Raw genomic sequence first — 15,244 nt, 5'->3', positions numbered from 1 at the left:
ACCAGAATCGGGATCAATGGTAGATATTGGTCAACCAATTCGGAGTGACATTGCCGTGGCGAATAGTGACCAGCCCAGCGATCCTACTGTTCAGTTGCGCGAGTATGTGGCGCGAGGCGGATACGGCCCCGGTGCCAAGCTGCCGCCAGAACGCAAGCTGACGGATGATCTCGGATTGTCGCGCTCGACGCTGCGCAAGGCGCTCGACGTACTCGAGCGCGAGGGGGTGATCTGGCGCCATGTGGGGCGTGGTACCTTCGTATCGCAGGATACCGAGGTTGAGCCTCCCGACGCGCTGGTCGATCTCGGGCGCAAGCTAACCCCTTTCCGGATGATGCGGGCGCGGGTGGCGATCGAACCCGCAATAGCGCGGGAAGCAGCGATCAATGCTTCGGCTGACGATATTGCTCAGATGGAAATGGCCCAGCAGGCGGCTTATTCCGCCGAAACCTGGCGCGCATATGAGAAGCAGGACGACCTTCTGCACCGCGCCGTGGCGGAGGCCGCCGACAATCCGCTGCTGTTGTATCTTTTCGATCAGCTCAACCAGGTGCGACGTGCCGTGGCTGTGGGCAACGTGACCCGCCGGACGGCGCGGCCGTCGCGCGAGCACGTCAGCTTTGCCGAGCACGAGGTACTGGTCGCTGCGATCCGGGATCATGACCCCCAGGCTGCCTACGAGGCGATGCGCACGCATTTGCGTTCTGTCTCGGCAAGGCTCTTCGAGGTGGGCTGAGAGGGCAGGTCGGAGAGGGTCGGCAGAATGAGAACGCCCCAAGGCGTCGGATCAGCGGATTGCGGAACTGTTTTTTTCAGGGAGGGACTTCAATGACTAAGATCACCAGGAAACTGGTAGGCGCCGTTTTCGCAGGAGCACTCGCAGCCTCGGCCGCGCAGGCCGAAACGATCCGTATTGCGTTGGCGGAGACCCCGTCGGACGAAATGGCGGCCTTCTTCGTCGCACTGGACCGTGCACGCGCGAACGGGCTCGACTACGAGTGGACCGCCTTCTCCGACGAGGAGCTTGCAATCCAAGCCGTGCTGTCGGGGCAGATGGATGTCGGGTTCGGCACGCCTTACTCGGCAATGCAGCGCTCGCGGGCGCCGTTGCGGATCATCTTCCAGCTTTCCAAGCTGGTCTTCTTTCCTGTCGCGACAAAGGAGTATCAGACCCTCGCCGATCTGGATGGCCAGCCGATCCTGCTGCATTCGCGCGGTGGTGGCACGGACTCGATCGCCAATGTCATCGAGGATCGCGAAGGCATAACCCTTGGCAAGCGCTCTTATGTCCCGGGCTCCTCGAACCGGGTCGTCGCCATGCTGGCAGGGCAGGCGCAGGCGACGATCCTCGACCTGGCCAACAAGAACAAGATCATTGAAGAGGCGGGCGACAAGTTCACCGCGTTGCCGATGTTCGAGGTCAACGCCAGCGACGAGGCGCTGTTCGCCAACCTGGAGTGGATGCAGAACAACGAAGAGGCGGTCGATATCTTCGTTTCCGCATTGGCCAGCGTCTGGCGCGACATGGCCGAGGATCCGACGATCATCAGCCGCGAGACCGATCCGGACGGTCCGATCGGCGAGCTGCCGGCCGAAGTGCTGGCGGGGCTGGACAAGTTCTACACCGAAGCGGTCGAGGGTGGGCTTTACGATCCCAAGGGCGGCGGCCGGGTCGCCGCGCAGGCCGATCTGGAATGGTACGCCGCCGCGGGACAGATCGAGGGCGATCCGGCTACCATGAAACTCGAGGATTATTGGTACTTCGCACCGCTCGACAAGGCTGTCGAATAGCCCTGCGATTGATCGCCCCGTCCGGCCGCGGACGCGGCTGGACGGCCTTCGAGACATCCTTGTGAGGATCGCCGCATGGACCGATACCAAAGCCATCGTTCGCTATTGCTGAAACTGCTGTCCGCCGTACTAGTCTTCGGCACCTGGGAGATCGCTGGGCGGATCCCGGTAAGCTATGCCTTTCCGACTTTCTTGGAATCCATGGCCGCGCTGGTGCGCATGACGTTCGACGGCACGATTTTCGTGGCATATGCCGAAACGTTGAAACCACTTTTGATCGGCATCGTCATCTCGGCGATCGTGGGCATCGGCATGGGGCTGTGGATCGGCCTAAATCTCAAGTCGGAGTGGCTATTCTCACCGATCTTTGTCGTGATGCAGGCCGCGCCACTGGCGGCGCTGATCCCGATCCTGGTGATGATCTATGGCATCGGGCTGACCTCTAAGGTCTTCGTCGTATGCATCATGGCAATGCCCGTGATCGTGCTCAACACCAGCGGCGCGGTGCGCAACACGCCAGCCTCACTCACGCAGATGGCCACCTCTTTTCTCGCGAAAGACCGTGATATCCTGCTCAAGGTCATCATTCCGGCGGCATCTCCGATTATCTTCTCCGGCCTGCGACTGGGCGTGTCGGCGGGCTTCATCGGGGCGATCCTGTCAGAGCTGAAGATCACGCCGACCGGCGTCGGCGACATCATTACCTACAGCCGGTCAATTGCGGATTACGAAAGCATGTACGCCGCGATCTTCTCGATCATCCTTCTGGCGGTACTGTTTCTCAACCTACTGGAAAAGCTCGAAAGCTACCTCTTTGAAGGGAATGATCGTGGTTATGTCTCAGATTGATTTGAAGATCGAAACCGCCGCCATGCCGGTCACCGACAGTGCCGTCTCCGTCCGCAACGTCTCCAAGTCCTACGGCCAGGTCGAGGCGCTGCGCGATCTCTCCCTCGAGTTCCCGCGCGGGCAGCTGACATCCCTCCTCGGGCCCTCGGGCTGTGGGAAGACGACGCTGTTGAAGATCATCGCGGGGCTTCTTCCGGCCAGCTCGGGCACGATCGAAGTCGGCGGCAAGTCGGTAGTCGGGCCCGGGCCAGACCGAGCCTTCGTGTTTCAGGATTTTGCACTGCTGCCTTGGGCCAGCGTGATCCGCAACGTGGCCTTCGGGCTCGAACTGCGCGGCGTCGCCCGCTCGGAGCGCGAGGCCAAGGCCGAGAAGTATATCCGCGAGGTCGGCCTTGCGGGATTCGAGAAGAGCTATCCGCACGAGTTGTCTGGCGGCATGCGGCAAAGGGTCGGGCTGGCGCGGGCGTTGTCGGTCGACGCGCAAGTGCTGCTTTTGGATGAGCCCTTCTCGGCGGTCGACGAACAGACCCGACGCAAGTTCCAGGAGGACTTGATCGCGCTGGTGCAGAACGAGAACAAGACCTTCATCTTCGTCACCCATTCTATCGAAGAAGCGGTCTATGTCTCGGACCAGATCGCGATCCTGCTTCCGCGTCCGAGCCGTGTCCACGAAATCATCCGGCCCTCGATCTCGCGAGCCCAAGGGCTGGGCAGCATCCGCCGCGACCCCGAATATCTCGACATCGTCGATGAGATCTGGGCGTCGCTGCGCAGCTACGTGGAGTGAGCCCGATGACCATTCATGGATACAAGCTGCCGATGATGTCGTCCTTGCTGGTCTGGGGGCTGTTGTGGGAAATCGTCGGGCAACTCGACCTGACCTTTTTCGTGCCGCCGTTGTCGGAAGTGTTCGTCACTCTCTTCGGTCTCGTCCAAACCCCGGCCTTTCTCAGGGCGCTATCCACCACCGCCTATGCCTTTTGGGTGGGCGTAATCTCGGCAATCGTGATCGGCATCCCGGTCGGCATCCTGATGGGCAAGAGCCGACTGCTCGACGAGCTGCTGCTGCCTTGGGTGAACATCTTCCTCAGCGCGCCGCTCACGGCGCTGGTGCCGGTGCTGATGGTTCTGTTTGGCTTCGGGACCAAGACGATCATCATCACCACGGCGCTCTTCGCGGTTTGGATCATCATCCTCAACGCGCGGGCGGGGGTGCGTAACATCAACCGCTCGCTGGTGGAGATGTCACGCAGCTTCGGCGCCTCGCCCCTGGACGCCTTTTTCAAGATCTACTTCTGGGCGGCGCTGCCCGAAATCCTCGGCGGGGTGCGGATTGGCGTGATCCGCGCCGTGAAAGGGGTAATCATCGGCCAGCTGCTGATCTCGATCGTGGGGTTCGGCGCCTTGTTCGAACTCTATTCGAGCAACTTCCTCATGGCAGAGTTCTGGGCCGTGTTGATCGTGCTTTTCGCGCTGGCGTTCACGCTCTCTGAGTTTCTCGCGTTTCTCGAGCGCAAGGTCGCCTACTACGCCGCTTCCCGCTGATCTTCGCCGCCGCTCTCCGTGTTTTTAAAGGACATCGACATGACTTTGACGCTTGCCGCACTTTTGCAGGACCACGAGGCTTCGGCGCCGGCAATCGGCGCTCCAGATCGGGAGTGGATGTCCTACGGAGAGCTGCGAGGGCTATCGTCGCTGGTGGCCAGGCAGCTGCATGCCCTGGGCATCGGGAGGCAGGACCGGGTGGCGATCGTTCTGCCCAACGGGCCGGAGATGGCGGCGGCCTTCATGACAATCGCGCAGGCCGCTACCACGGCGCCGCTGAACCCGGCCTACCAGCAGGACGAGTTCTCTTTCTACCTTCGAGATCTGCGTGCCAAGGCGCTGGTCGTTGCGGCACACGAGGAGGGGCCGGCGGTCGCAGCGGCGAAGGCCTGTGGCATCCGGGTCCTGCGTCTGCATGCCGACCCAGCCGCACCGGCGGGACAGTTCGAAATCACCGGCGCGGACGATCCCGACGCTCGGCCCGAAACCGCGGCCCCAGAGCCCGGCGACACCGCGCTCATACTGCACACTTCGGGGACGACCTCACGGCCCAAGATCGTGCCCCTGTCGCAGGCCAATATTCATGCCTCGGCACGCAATGTCGCGGCCTCTCTGGCGCTCACCTCGTCGGATCGGGCCCTCAATGTCATGCCGCTCTTTCACATCCATGGGCTGATCGCTGCGGTGACGGCCTCGCTCTCGGCGGGGGCGTCGATCTGGTGCGCGCCGGGCTTCGACGCGCTGCGATTCTTCGGGTGGATAGAGATGGCGCGACCGACCTGGTACAGCGCCGTGCCGACGATGCACCAGGCAATCTTGTCGCGGGCGTCGCGCAACGCCGACGTCATCGCCGCAACGCCGCTGCGCTTCGTCCGCTCCTCTTCGGCCTCGCTCCCGGCCCAGGTCATGCAGGCACTGTCAGAGACTTTTGCAGCGCCGGTGATCGAGGCCTACGGGATGACCGAGGCGACGCACCAGATGGCCTGCAACCCGCTGCCGCCTCGCGCCCAGAAGCCCGGCTCGGTCGGTATCGCCGCAGGTCCGCTGCTTCGGATCGCCGATGAGGCCGAGGATCGTCTGGTCGAGGGAACCGGGGAGGTGGTGATCTCGGGTGACAATGTGACCTCGGGCTACGAGAACAACCCCGAGGCCAACCGCACCAGCTTTTTCGAGGCCGAGGGACGACGTTGGTTCCGCACCGGTGACCAGGGAGCGCTCGATCCCGAGGGCTACCTGCGGCTGACCGGACGGCTCAAGGAGATCATCAATCGCGGCGGCGAGAAGATCAGCCCGCTCGAAGTGGACGGCGTGCTGATGGACCACCCCGCGATTTTGCAGGTCGTGACCTTTGGCATGCCGCACCAGAAACTGGGCGAAGAGGTCGCGGCAGCGGTGGTCCTGAGAGAGGGCCAGTCAGCCTCCGAACAGGACATCCGTAGCTTCGCGGCTGCCCAAATGGCCGAGTTCAAGGTTCCTCGCCGGATCGTCATCTTGGGCGAGATCCCCAAGGGTGCCACCGGCAAGATGCAGCGGATCGGCTTGGCAGAAAAGCTGGGACTGGGGGCCTGACCGCGGTCGGGGCGGGGGATACATGAAGATTTGCATTTTTGGGGCCGGTGCGATCGGTGGCTACATGGGCGCGAAACTCGCTCAGGCGGGGGCCGACGTCAGCCTCGTCGCCCGCGGCCCGCACCTGGAAGCGATCCAGAGCCGCGGGCTGACGCTGATCGAGGAGGCGGCGGAGCCGATCACCGTGCCGGTAAAGGCCAGCGCCGATCCCGCTGAGTTGGGGATACAGGACTACGTCATCGTCACGCTCAAGGCGCATTCCGTGCCCGCAGTGGTCGGCGCGATGCGACCCCTGATCGGCAAGGACACGACGATCGTGAGCGGCGTGAACGGTTTGCCGTGGTGGTATTTTCACAAGTTCGGCGGCCCCCTCGAAGGCACCCGTCTCAAGACGGTCGACCCTGGCGGCGTGCAGTGGTCGGGGCTGGGGCCCGACCGGGTGCTGGGGTGCGTCGTCTACCCGGCGGCCGAAGTCAGCGCACCAGGGACAGTGCGCCATATCGAAGGCAACCGGTTCTCGCTTGGGGAACCCGACGGGTCGAAATCGGAGCGCGCGCTGCGTCTTTCGCGCGTGCTGCAGGAGGCAGGGCTGAAGGCGCCGGTGCGACCAAAGCTTCGCGACGAAATCTGGATCAAGCTGTGGGGCAACCTATCGTTCAACCCGATCTCGGCGCTGACCCATGCCACGCTGGATGTGCTCTGCACCGACGAGGGGACGCGGGAGGTGGCGCGTCGAATGATGCTGGAGGCGCAGACGATCGCCGAAGCACTGGGCGTGAGCTTTCCGATCGACGTGGATCGGCGGATTGCGGGCGGGGCGGCCGTCGGTGCGCATCGGACCTCAATGCTGCAGGATATCGACGCCGAACGGCCTATGGAAATCGAAGCATTGGTCGGGTCGGTGCGCGAATTGGGGCGGATCGTCGGGCAACCCACGCCGACCATCGACACGGTGCATGCGCTTGTGACGCTGAGGGCGCGGGTGGCGGGCCTGCTGCCTTGAGCATGGTTTTCGAAGTGCGCGCTCGCCAGGGGCCATCCATCGCAGCCCGGTTTCACATGAGCATGCGGCAAGGAGGTCGCGTCTCCATGTCAGCGCGGCGCATCTGCGCGGCCTTGCTCGCTCCCTTTCGCAGAGGAGCATCGGGCGAAGCGCAGGCATAAGGACGTCCAACCACTTGATCTCGTAAAGCGGCGATCTCTTCCACGTCAGACAGCAAGGCATTTCGCGATAGCGGTTGCTGAATATCATTGGTAATTAGGGAGTTGACCATGCGTTTTCTGGTAGGTGTCACCGAAGACGGCCCTGCAGTTCATTTGGTTCGCGACGCGCGCGCATATAACCTCAGCCAGCGTTTTGACGAGGTGGGTGAGGATCTGGCTGGGCTGATCGGCAACCCCAGATTGCTGCAGCGGATTGCCGGGGCGGTGGATCTCGGCCCCGGCGTCCCGGTGTCGCATGTGACGCCAGGCCTGCCGGTTCGCCGTCCCCCTAGCATCATATGCATGGGGCTGAACTATATCGAACACATCAAGGAGGGCGGTTACGATATTCCCGACTACCCGGCGCTCTTCATGCGGGGACCAAAGTCGATCATGGCTGCGGGCGCGCCGATGGTGCTCCCGCGGTGTTCGGAGAAGCTCGACTACGAGGCCGAGCTGATGGTGATCATCGGGCGGGGCGGTCGGCATATCGCCGAAGAGAAAGGGCTTTCGCATGTGTTCGGCTACACGGTCTTCAACGACGGTTCGATCCGGGACTACCAGCGCAAGACGCACCAGTGGACACCGGGCAAGAACTTTGACGACACCGGCGCCATCGGTCCTTTCGTTGTCACTCCCGACGAGTTGCCCGAGGGCGCGTCAGGGCTTTCGATCGAAAGCCGTGTCGGATCCGAGATATTGCAACGATCAAACACCGCCAACATGATCTGGCCAGTCGCCCGGGCGATTGCGATCATCTCTGAATATACTACATTGCAGCCGGGCGATCATATTGCCATGGGCACACCGCCGGGCGTGGGTCATGCCAAGACGCCGCCGCGCTGGTTGCGCTCGGGCGAGACAGTCGAAATCGAGATCGAAGGTATTGGCATCTGCGCCAGCCCGGTCGTGGATGAGGCCGAACCGGTTCGTGGCAAGTCGTCGGTGGCGGCGAACGCTTGAGGTTAGAAGGATTTTTCGTGCCTCTTTCGGGCGGATCAAGCGTACATCTTGGTCCCAAGGCCACATTCAGTACTGGTTCGCTGGACGCATGCGGCCAGACGCCGATGTAGCCGGCCCTCTCGCACCTGCAGGACCGGGGCTGTGACCCGGATCGGTGCGTGATGCGGTAGACCCCTCCGCTCGCGCGGACAGGCTTCAACGCAAGAAGAGCCCCCTCGGCGAAGCGCGGCTCCGAGGCCGAAACCAGCATGGTCCCCTTGGCGCCTGAGACTAGGCGGGTGGGTCGCCAATAGCTTTTGATCGATGCTGCAACGTTTATGGCAATGATGTCGCTTTCGCCAACCTTAGCCGCACCAAGCCTGAACGATCGAAGGGTGAACTTTCTGTCGCTAAGCTATGGCTTTATCGCTTAATCGACAGCTTGCAGGCTGAAGGCGGTCTGCCAGTGATCCACGAGTTCGACGGCCGTCTTGTTCTCGGTGTTCGCGTAGAGCACCACCTTGATGTCCTCATGCCCGAAGTGGTGCGCGACCGAGACGATTTCGCCGCTTTCCAGTTCGCGGTAGCACATGCTCAGCGGTAGCCAGCCAAGGCCGAGCCCCTTCATCACGAGTTCCTTTATGCCGCTGGAAAGCGCGGTCTCGCACAAGGAATTGCGCGACATCTGCCTCGTGCCGAACGGCCGCTCGGCGCGGGCGAGGATCTCGCCGAAATGGCAGTCCTCAGGGTAGGTCACGCAAGGAAAGTCCTCTGGCGGACGCTGATCGGGATTGAGACGATAGCGCAGCCGGCCGCCGATCACCGGCACCAGCCGATCATGTCCGCAAACCGCGCGCTTCACCGAAGCGCCGAACATCGGCGACTGCTCGCTGCGGGCCTCGTAGTTGAGGAAGATGCTGGCGTCGCCGCGCAGGAAGAACGTGATGCAATCGCGTTGGTTTCCCGCCCGAAGGCGGAATCGCACCTCGGGAAAATGGCGGCGCGCTTCGATGGCCAGGTCGGGAAACTTGGAATGGATCGGCGCGTGATGCGAGGTGAGCGTCACCGTGACGTTCGACGGGCGATGGTTGGCGATGTTGCCGCGCAGCTCGCGTATCCGGGTCGTGAGCGCCCGGATCTCCTGCTCGTGCTCGCTCAGGGCCGGATCGAGCGAGACGCGGTTGACCTCGCGGTTCAGGACCGGCGCCCCGATCCAGTCCTCGAAGCTGCGGATGCGGCGCGAGAAGGCCGGCTGCGTGATGTTGCGCCGATGGGCCGCTCGGGTGAGATTCCGCTCTTCCAGCAGGATGAGCACGTCCTCGAGCCATCGCAAATCCATCGTCATCTCCCGTTGCCCATACGATCAGTATGAGAAGGCGTAGCAAAAAGCATTATATTTCTGAGCTTGCATAGGGGTCTGTTGGGGTAACGCCCGAATGGAAGTGCCGATGCCCTCAGCCGATAACGACAGTCTGGAACGGTCCGAGATGGACGCGCAGCACCGGTTGACGCTGTGCAAGGAGCTGGCGATCGCGCTCGGCGCTTTTCCACGCCTTCGCCTCGGCCACCTGCCGACCCCGTTGGAGCCGATGGATCGGCTCAGTGCCGAACTGGGCGGGCCGCGGCTTTGGGTGAAGCGCGACGATTGCACCGGGCTGTCATCTGGCGGCAACGAGACACGCAAGCTGGAATACCTGATGGCCGAGGCCAAGGCGCGGGGCGCCGATACGGTCATCACCCAAGGCCCAATCCAGTCGAACCACGCCTGCCAGACGGCCGCGGCCGCGGCCAAGCTGGGGATGGCCTGTCATCTCCTGCTCGAGGATCGCACGGGCTCGGCCGATCCGAACCACCTGCGCAACGGCAACGTGTTGCTCGATCTTTTGCATGGTGCGCATGTGGCGAAACGGCCGGGCGGGGCGGACATGGACGCCGAAATGGAGATCCTGGCCGAAAGCCTGCGGCAGGCGGGCGCCCTTCCTTATGTCATTCCCGGTGGTTGCTCGAACGAGATCGGCGCGCTGGGATACGTCAACTGCGCGCGTGAGTTGACCGAGCAGGCCGATGGCATGGGCCTGAAGATCGACGCGCTGGTCCTCGTCGGGGGCAACGCGGGCACCCAAGCGGGTCTGGTCGTCGGTCTGGCCGCGATCGGAAGCGACATCCAGCTGCTGAGCGTCGGCACGCAAGCCCCCCGCGACCGGCAGGAGCAGGTGGTCTTCGACCTCGCGCAGCGCACCGCCGAGCGCCTAGGCCTCGGGCCGCGGATCGATCGCGCGCAGGTGCGGGCCGATTGCGACCCTGTGGCCTCGGGCGACGGCCTGCCCACCGAGGGCATGAAGGCGGCCGTCAGGTTGCTTGCCAGCACCGAGGGGCTGCTCGCCGACCCGGTTCATTCTGGCAAGGGGCTCGACGGGCTGATCGACCAGATCCGCAAGGGGCAGTTCGACGGCATGGAGAACGTCGTCTTTCTCCATACCGGCGGGAGCGCCGCGCTCTTCGGCTATCCCGACAGCTTCGATCTGCCCGGATACTCCGAATGAAACTTCCACAACAACAGGGATACGACAGATGAAACTGACCAACATCGCCCTCGCCGCGACCGTGGCTCTGGCTTTGCCTGCGACAAGCGTCATGGCACAGGACCAGGCGGGCACCCTCGCCAAGATCGCCGAAAGCGGCGAGATCGTGATCGGCCACCGCGAAAGCTCGGTGCCCTTCGCCTATCTCGACGAGAACCAGAAGCCGATCGGCTACTCCCTCGACCTGTGCCACAAGATCGTCGAACAGGTCTCCGAGGAGCTCGGTAAGGAGATTTCGATCAAATACGTGCCGGTCAACCCCAAGACCCGGATCGCCCTGATGGCCAATGGCACGATCGATCTGGAATGCGGCTCCACCACCAACAACCTGACGCGCCAGCAGCAGGTCGAATACCTGCCGACGACCTTCGTCACCGGCACGAAGATCCTCGCGCGCAAGGACAGCGGCATCACGTCGCTGGCCGATCTGGAAGGCAAGGCCATCGCCCTGGCGCAGGGGACGACGAACGAGCGCGTCATCGTCAACGCGGTGGAAGAGGCCGGCATGGACGTCAAGATCCTGCCGGTGCGCGATCACGCCGAGGGGCTTCTCGCGCTGGAAACCGACCGGGTGGACGCCTATGCCTCCGATCACATCCTGCTGCACGGCCTGATCTCCAAGTCCAAGTCGCCCGATGAGCTGGCCGTCGTGGGCGAGTTCCTGTCCTTCGACCCCTACGCCCTCATGGTGCGCCGCGACGACAGCGCCTTCGAGCTGGTCGGCAAGACGGCGCTGGCCAAGCTGTTCCGGTCCGGCGAGATCGACGAGATCTACGAGAAATGGTTCGGGCCGATGAATGTCCCGGCCGATCCGCTCCTGCAAGCGGCTTACGAGCTTGGCGCTCTGCCCGATTAAGCCACGACGCGCCCCGGCCGGGACACCGGCCGGGGCCGGATGACCGCGATGCGGATATGGAAAAGGGGCAAATGGATTACAATTGGAATTGGGGCGTGCTCTTCGAAGAGCCCTATCTCGACTGGCTGATCAGCGGCTTGGGGTGGACCGTCGCCGTAGCACTTTGCGCGTGGTGCCTGGCCTTGGTGGTCGGGGCCTTGGTCGGGGTGGGAAAGACCGTGCCCAACCGCGCGATCCGCGGCATCTGCGCCACCTATGTGGAGATCTTCCGGAACGTGCCGCTGCTGGTCCAGATGTTCATCTGGTACTTCGCGGTGCCCGAACTGGTCCCCGAGGAGATGGGGCGCTGGATGAAGCGCGACATGCCCAACCCCGAATTCGTCACCGCCGTGGTGGCGCTGGGCCTCTATACCGCCTCGCGCATTGCCGAACAGCTACGCGCCGGCATCGAGACCGTGCCGCAGGGCCTGTCGTCGGCCGCCACGGCGCATGGGCTGAGCCTCGCGCAGACCTATCGCTACGTGCTCTTGCCAATTTCCTGCCGCACGATCGTGCCCCCGCTCACCTCGGAGTTCCTCACGGTCTTCAAGAACTCGTCGCTGGCGCTGACCATCGGCCTGCTCGAGCTTACCGCGCAAAGCCAGCAGATCTCCGAATTCACCTTCCAGGGCTTCGAGGCCTTCACCGCCGCGACGGTCATCTATGTCTGCATCGCGCTGATCGCCACGCTCCTGATGCAGCTGATCGAAAGCCGCACCCGCATTCCGGGCTTCGCCGGAAGGGAGGGCTGACCCATGTCCGATCTTGATTTCGATGTCATCGTGGCGTCGCTGCCTTTCCTGTGGCAGGGGCTGCAGCTCAGCCTTCTGTTGACGCTGCTGGCCGTCGTCGGCGGCATTGTCCTCGGAACGCTTCTGGCCCTGGCGCGGCTGTCGGGGTTTCTGCCCCTGTCGCTGCTCGCCGCCACCTATGTGAACCTGATCCGCTCGGTGCCGCTGATCCTGGTGATCTTCTGGTTCTATTTCCTCGTGCCGCTGGTGCTGGGTCGGCCGATCGGCGGCTTCTACTCGGCGCTGATCGCCTTCGTCCTCTTCGAAGCGGCCTATTACTCCGAGATCATGCGCGCGGGGATCCAGAGCGTGAAGCGCGGCCAGACCCATGCCGGTCAGGCCTCCGGCCTCTCCTATTGGCAGATCCAGCGCCATGTCGTGCTGCCGCAGGCCTTCCGCAACATGGTGCCGATCCTCGTCACCCAAGGGATCATCCTGTTTCAGGATACCTCGCTCGTGTTCGTGGTCAGCCTGCGCGACTTCATGACGGCCTCTTCCATCGTCGCCCGCACCGAGGGTCGGCTGGTCGAAATGTATCTCTTCGCCGCCCTCGTCTATTTCGCAATCTGCTTCTCCGGCTCGATGCTGGTGAAACACCTCAAGTCCGGTAAGGTAGCATGATCGAACTTTCCAACCTGTCGAAGTGGTACGGTGACTTTCAGGTGCTGGACGACTGCACCACTCAGGTTTCCAAGGGCGAAGTGGTGGTCGTCTGCGGCCCCTCGGGCTCGGGCAAGTCGACGCTGATCAAATGCGTCAACGGTCTGGAGCCCGTACAGAAGGGCCGGATCGTCGTCGACACCAGCGAGGTGACGGCGAAGCGCGCCAAGCTGACGGCCCTGCGGTCGCGGATCGGCATGGTGTTCCAGCATTTCGAGCTCTATCCGCACATGAGCGTTCTGGAAAACCTCTGCCTGGCCCAGGAAAAGGTGCTCAAGCGCAGCCGCGACGAGGCCGTCTCGCGCGCCGAGGCGCTGCTCGACCGGGTCGGCATGGCCGCCCATGCCCGCAAGTATCCCGGGCAGCTCTCCGGTGGCCAGCAGCAGCGCATCGCCATCGCGCGGTCGCTCGCGATGGATCCGATCGCCATGCTGTTCGACGAACCGACTTCGGCGCTCGACCCCGAGATGATCAAGGAGGTGCTGGACGTCATGGTGGAGCTGGCGGGCGAAGGCATGACGATGATGGTTGTCACGCACGAAATGGGATTTGCCCGCAAGGTCGCCGACCGGGTGGTCTTCATGGATGCAGGCAGGATCATCGAGGACCGGCCGACGGCCGACTTCTTCGACAATCCCGAAAGCGACCGTGCGCAGGACTTCCTGTCGAAGATCCTCAACCACTGACCCGCCTTCGGTGCCACCCGACCGGATGCCGGGGCTTTCCGCGGCATCCGCCGGCCTCGGCGTCTTGATCCTCGCGACATGCGAGAGCGGCTGGACGTGCCGCCGAGGCGGGCCGGGCAGGGAGCAGACGTGCAATTGCCATCCCATCTGGCCCGCGCGGTCCCGGCATCCTTTTCTCTCGCAAAGCGCAGGCCATGACATCCACGCCCAAACGCAGCAAATTCGGTATCGTCGGAGGGCTCGGTGCCATCGGTGCGGCCGATCTTTTGATGAAGATCATCAAGTCCACGCCCGCCGACGGCGATCATCAGCAGCTCGACATCAGCTTCGAGCAGCAGCCGTTCGACGATGCCGGGGCCGTGGCCGACGCGGGCTACAACCCGAACCCGCGCAAGTTCCACGTCTACAACACCCTCAAGGGCATGGAGCGCCGGGGCTGCAAGGTGGCGCTTCTGCCCTGTTTCGTGTCGCACAGCTTCATCGACGAGATCGCCCCCGAGCTCGACCTCACCGTCCTCAATATTTTCGAGGCAACGCGGGACATGCTGCGGCGCGATCACCCCCATGCGACACGCATAGGTGTCGTGAGCTCGAGCTACGTCCGCCAGCGACGACTGTTCGACAAGGCGCTGGGGGCGGCCTATGAGGTGATCTACCCCGACGACGCCATACAGACAGGGTCGGTCATGCCGGCGGTCTATGGCCCCGAGGGTATCAAGGCTGGCCGCCTGAGCGGCCGCTCGGTCGGGTGGCTGGCGCAAGCCTGCGACAATCTCACGAGCCTCGGGGCCGAAGTGATCGTTCTGGGCTCCACCGAGTTGCCGGTTCTGATCGAGGCGCTCCGGCCGCGCGTCGCGCGGCCGATACTCGACGTCAATCAGGCTTATGCCGAGCTGGCATTGGCCTATGACGGGGCGAGCCCTCCGGGCACCTTCAGGCTCGGGGTGGTCGGGGGGGTGGGCCCCGCGGCAACGGTCGATTTCATGGACAAGGTCGTCCGGCGGACGCAGGCGAGCCGCGATCAGGACCATATCAAGATGGTGGTCGAGCAGAACCCGCAGATACCCGACCGCACCGCGCATCTGCTCGGCGAGGGCGAGGACCCGACCATTCCACTCTATGCCACCTGCAAGAGGCTCGAGGCAGAGGGTGCGAATGCCATCGCCATCCCCTGCAATACCGCGCATGCCTTCGTCGCCCGGATACAGCAGCATCTGAACATCCCGATCATCAACATGCCGACCCAGACGGCGGTTCACATCCGTGCCACCTACCCGGACGTGACAAGGGTCGGGCTATTGGCAACGGCCGGGACCGTCCGGTCAGCTGTATATCGGGACGCATTGGATGCCGTGGGTCTGACCCTGATCCTGCCAGATGCCGAAACCCAGACCGGTGTCATGGAGGCAATCTACGGATCACATGGTGTCAAAGCCGGATTCACCACCGGGCGATGCCGCGACGATCTCCTCGCCGCGATCCAGCATATCAGTGACAAGGGGGCGGAGGCCGTGATCTTGGGCTGCACTGAACTCCCACTGATCGCCCCAAGCGGCTCCGCATCGGTAGGTCTGCCGATCCTGCTAGACCCAACTGATATTCTCGCGCGGAAATGTGTAGCTCTTGCCAAGGGGGCAGCCTGTTGACCTATTGTCCAGCAAAGAGGTGTTGCAGGTGCAGCGGCCTTGTTACGTGATTCCTGCCCGGGATTCACATTACGAGTCCTGCGGC

15 protein-coding genes are annotated in these 15,244 nt (G+C 63.4%); 14 read left to right on the top strand and 1 reads right to left on the bottom strand.

Annotation, left to right across the window (positions count from 1 at the left end):
* Window positions 1-16: 16 nt before the first annotated feature.
* The 8 genes from AADJ02_RS02765 to AADJ02_RS02730 all read left to right on the top strand — a co-directional run bounded on the left by AADJ02_RS02765 (window position 17) and on the right by AADJ02_RS02730 (window position 7,920).
* Window positions 17-736, top strand: coding sequence for a FadR/GntR family transcriptional regulator (locus AADJ02_RS02765; RefSeq protein WP_341211467.1), 720 nt, complete (start codon window positions 17-19; stop codon window positions 734-736).
* Between the two features lie 92 nt (window positions 737-828).
* Complete coding sequence (locus AADJ02_RS02760; RefSeq protein ID WP_341211466.1) at window positions 829-1,791, top strand: ABC transporter substrate-binding protein; 963 nt, start codon at window positions 829-831, stop codon at window positions 1,789-1,791.
* 75 nt (window positions 1,792-1,866) lie between these two features.
* Window positions 1,867-2,640 carry an ABC transporter permease subunit gene (locus tag AADJ02_RS02755; protein ID WP_341211465.1) on the top strand — a complete coding sequence of 258 codons (774 nt, stop codon included), beginning with the start codon at window positions 1,867-1,869 and terminating at the stop codon, window positions 2,638-2,640.
* On the top strand, window positions 2,627-3,427 hold the full coding sequence (locus AADJ02_RS02750; protein ID WP_341211464.1) for an ABC transporter ATP-binding protein: 801 nt from the start codon (window positions 2,627-2,629) through the stop codon (window positions 3,425-3,427). Before AADJ02_RS02755 ends, AADJ02_RS02750 begins: the two co-directional genes overlap by 14 nt.
* A 5-nt stretch (window positions 3,428-3,432) precedes the next feature.
* Window positions 3,433-4,185, top strand: coding sequence for an ABC transporter permease subunit (locus AADJ02_RS02745; RefSeq protein WP_341211463.1), 753 nt, complete (start codon window positions 3,433-3,435; stop codon window positions 4,183-4,185).
* A 39-nt stretch (window positions 4,186-4,224) separates the two neighbouring features.
* Complete coding sequence (locus AADJ02_RS02740) at window positions 4,225-5,754, top strand: acyl--CoA ligase (RefSeq protein ID WP_341211462.1); 1,530 nt, start codon at window positions 4,225-4,227, stop codon at window positions 5,752-5,754.
* Window positions 5,755-5,776: 22 nt separating this feature from the next.
* The gene (locus AADJ02_RS02735) at window positions 5,777-6,757 is read left to right on the top strand and encodes a 2-dehydropantoate 2-reductase (protein ID WP_341211461.1); all 981 of its coding nucleotides are present in this window, start codon (window positions 5,777-5,779) and stop codon (window positions 6,755-6,757) included.
* Window positions 6,758-7,026: 269 nt separating this feature from the next.
* On the top strand, window positions 7,027-7,920 hold the full coding sequence (locus AADJ02_RS02730) for a fumarylacetoacetate hydrolase family protein (RefSeq protein WP_341211460.1): 894 nt from the start codon (window positions 7,027-7,029) through the stop codon (window positions 7,918-7,920).
* Between the two features lie 409 nt (window positions 7,921-8,329).
* Here AADJ02_RS02730 and AADJ02_RS02725 read toward each other — a convergent pair whose 3' ends face one another.
* Window positions 8,330-9,238, bottom strand: a complete 909-nt coding sequence (locus tag AADJ02_RS02725) for a LysR family transcriptional regulator (protein ID WP_341211459.1) — start codon at window positions 9,236-9,238, stop codon at window positions 8,330-8,332.
* A gap of 109 nt (window positions 9,239-9,347) precedes the next feature.
* On the opposite strand from AADJ02_RS02725, the gene AADJ02_RS02720 reads away from it, so the two are divergent.
* The 6 genes from AADJ02_RS02720 (at window position 9,348) to AADJ02_RS02695 (ending at window position 15,159) form a co-directional block, all read left to right on the top strand.
* Entirely contained in the window at window positions 9,348-10,442 is a 1,095-nt protein-coding gene (locus AADJ02_RS02720; RefSeq protein WP_341211458.1) for a D-cysteine desulfhydrase, read from the top strand.
* 28 nt (window positions 10,443-10,470) lie between these two features.
* The gene (locus tag AADJ02_RS02715) at window positions 10,471-11,337 is read left to right on the top strand and encodes an amino acid ABC transporter substrate-binding protein (protein WP_341211457.1); all 867 of its coding nucleotides are present in this window, start codon (window positions 10,471-10,473) and stop codon (window positions 11,335-11,337) included.
* A gap of 71 nt (window positions 11,338-11,408) precedes the next feature.
* Window positions 11,409-12,128 carry an amino acid ABC transporter permease gene (locus AADJ02_RS02710; RefSeq protein ID WP_341211456.1) on the top strand — a complete coding sequence of 240 codons (720 nt, stop codon included), beginning with the start codon at window positions 11,409-11,411 and terminating at the stop codon, window positions 12,126-12,128.
* A 3-nt stretch (window positions 12,129-12,131) separates the two neighbouring features.
* Complete coding sequence (locus AADJ02_RS02705; RefSeq protein ID WP_341211455.1) at window positions 12,132-12,788, top strand: ABC transporter permease subunit; 657 nt, start codon at window positions 12,132-12,134, stop codon at window positions 12,786-12,788.
* A complete protein-coding gene (locus AADJ02_RS02700; RefSeq protein WP_341211454.1) occupies window positions 12,785-13,513 on the top strand; it encodes an amino acid ABC transporter ATP-binding protein in 729 nt (242 codons plus the stop codon). Before AADJ02_RS02705 ends, AADJ02_RS02700 begins: the two co-directional genes overlap by 4 nt.
* Before the next feature lie 194 nt (window positions 13,514-13,707).
* Window positions 13,708-15,159: an amino acid racemase gene (locus AADJ02_RS02695; RefSeq protein ID WP_341211453.1), complete on the top strand. Its 1,452-nt coding sequence runs from the start codon at window positions 13,708-13,710 to the stop codon at window positions 15,157-15,159.
* Window positions 15,160-15,244: the final 85 nt, after the last annotated feature.

It is taken from the genome of uncultured Limimaricola sp. (assembly GCF_964022235.1).
In the GTDB taxonomy this organism is placed as follows: Bacteria; Pseudomonadota; Alphaproteobacteria; order Rhodobacterales; family Rhodobacteraceae; genus Limimaricola.
The sequence above is the reverse complement of the archived record's forward strand: the minus strand, read 5'-3'. Positions and strand labels throughout refer to the sequence as shown.

What these genes read in the sequence shown, in the direction of transcription:
- AADJ02_RS02765 (WP_341211467.1), top strand. Translation starts at nt 17, where the DNA reads ATGGTAGATATTGGTCAACCAATTCGGAGTGACATTGCCGTGGCGAAT.
- AADJ02_RS02760 (WP_341211466.1), top strand. Translation starts at nt 829, where the DNA reads ATGACTAAGATCACCAGGAAACTGGTAGGCGCCGTTTTCGCAGGAGCA.
- AADJ02_RS02755 (WP_341211465.1), top strand. Translation starts at nt 1,867, where the DNA reads ATGGACCGATACCAAAGCCATCGTTCGCTATTGCTGAAACTGCTGTCC.
- AADJ02_RS02750 (WP_341211464.1), top strand. Translation starts at nt 2,627, where the DNA reads ATGTCTCAGATTGATTTGAAGATCGAAACCGCCGCCATGCCGGTCACC.
- AADJ02_RS02745 (WP_341211463.1), top strand. Translation starts at nt 3,433, where the DNA reads ATGACCATTCATGGATACAAGCTGCCGATGATGTCGTCCTTGCTGGTC.
- AADJ02_RS02740 (WP_341211462.1), top strand. Translation starts at nt 4,225, where the DNA reads ATGACTTTGACGCTTGCCGCACTTTTGCAGGACCACGAGGCTTCGGCG.
- AADJ02_RS02735 (WP_341211461.1), top strand. Translation starts at nt 5,777, where the DNA reads ATGAAGATTTGCATTTTTGGGGCCGGTGCGATCGGTGGCTACATGGGC.
- AADJ02_RS02730 (WP_341211460.1), top strand. Translation starts at nt 7,027, where the DNA reads ATGCGTTTTCTGGTAGGTGTCACCGAAGACGGCCCTGCAGTTCATTTG.
- AADJ02_RS02725 (WP_341211459.1), bottom strand. Translation starts at nt 9,238, where the DNA reads ATGGATTTGCGATGGCTCGAGGACGTGCTCATCCTGCTGGAAGAGCGG.
- AADJ02_RS02720 (WP_341211458.1), top strand. Translation starts at nt 9,348, where the DNA reads ATGCCCTCAGCCGATAACGACAGTCTGGAACGGTCCGAGATGGACGCG.
- AADJ02_RS02715 (WP_341211457.1), top strand. Translation starts at nt 10,471, where the DNA reads ATGAAACTGACCAACATCGCCCTCGCCGCGACCGTGGCTCTGGCTTTG.
- AADJ02_RS02710 (WP_341211456.1), top strand. Translation starts at nt 11,409, where the DNA reads ATGGATTACAATTGGAATTGGGGCGTGCTCTTCGAAGAGCCCTATCTC.
- AADJ02_RS02705 (WP_341211455.1), top strand. Translation starts at nt 12,132, where the DNA reads ATGTCCGATCTTGATTTCGATGTCATCGTGGCGTCGCTGCCTTTCCTG.
- AADJ02_RS02700 (WP_341211454.1), top strand. Translation starts at nt 12,785, where the DNA reads ATGATCGAACTTTCCAACCTGTCGAAGTGGTACGGTGACTTTCAGGTG.
- AADJ02_RS02695 (WP_341211453.1), top strand. Translation starts at nt 13,708, where the DNA reads ATGACATCCACGCCCAAACGCAGCAAATTCGGTATCGTCGGAGGGCTC.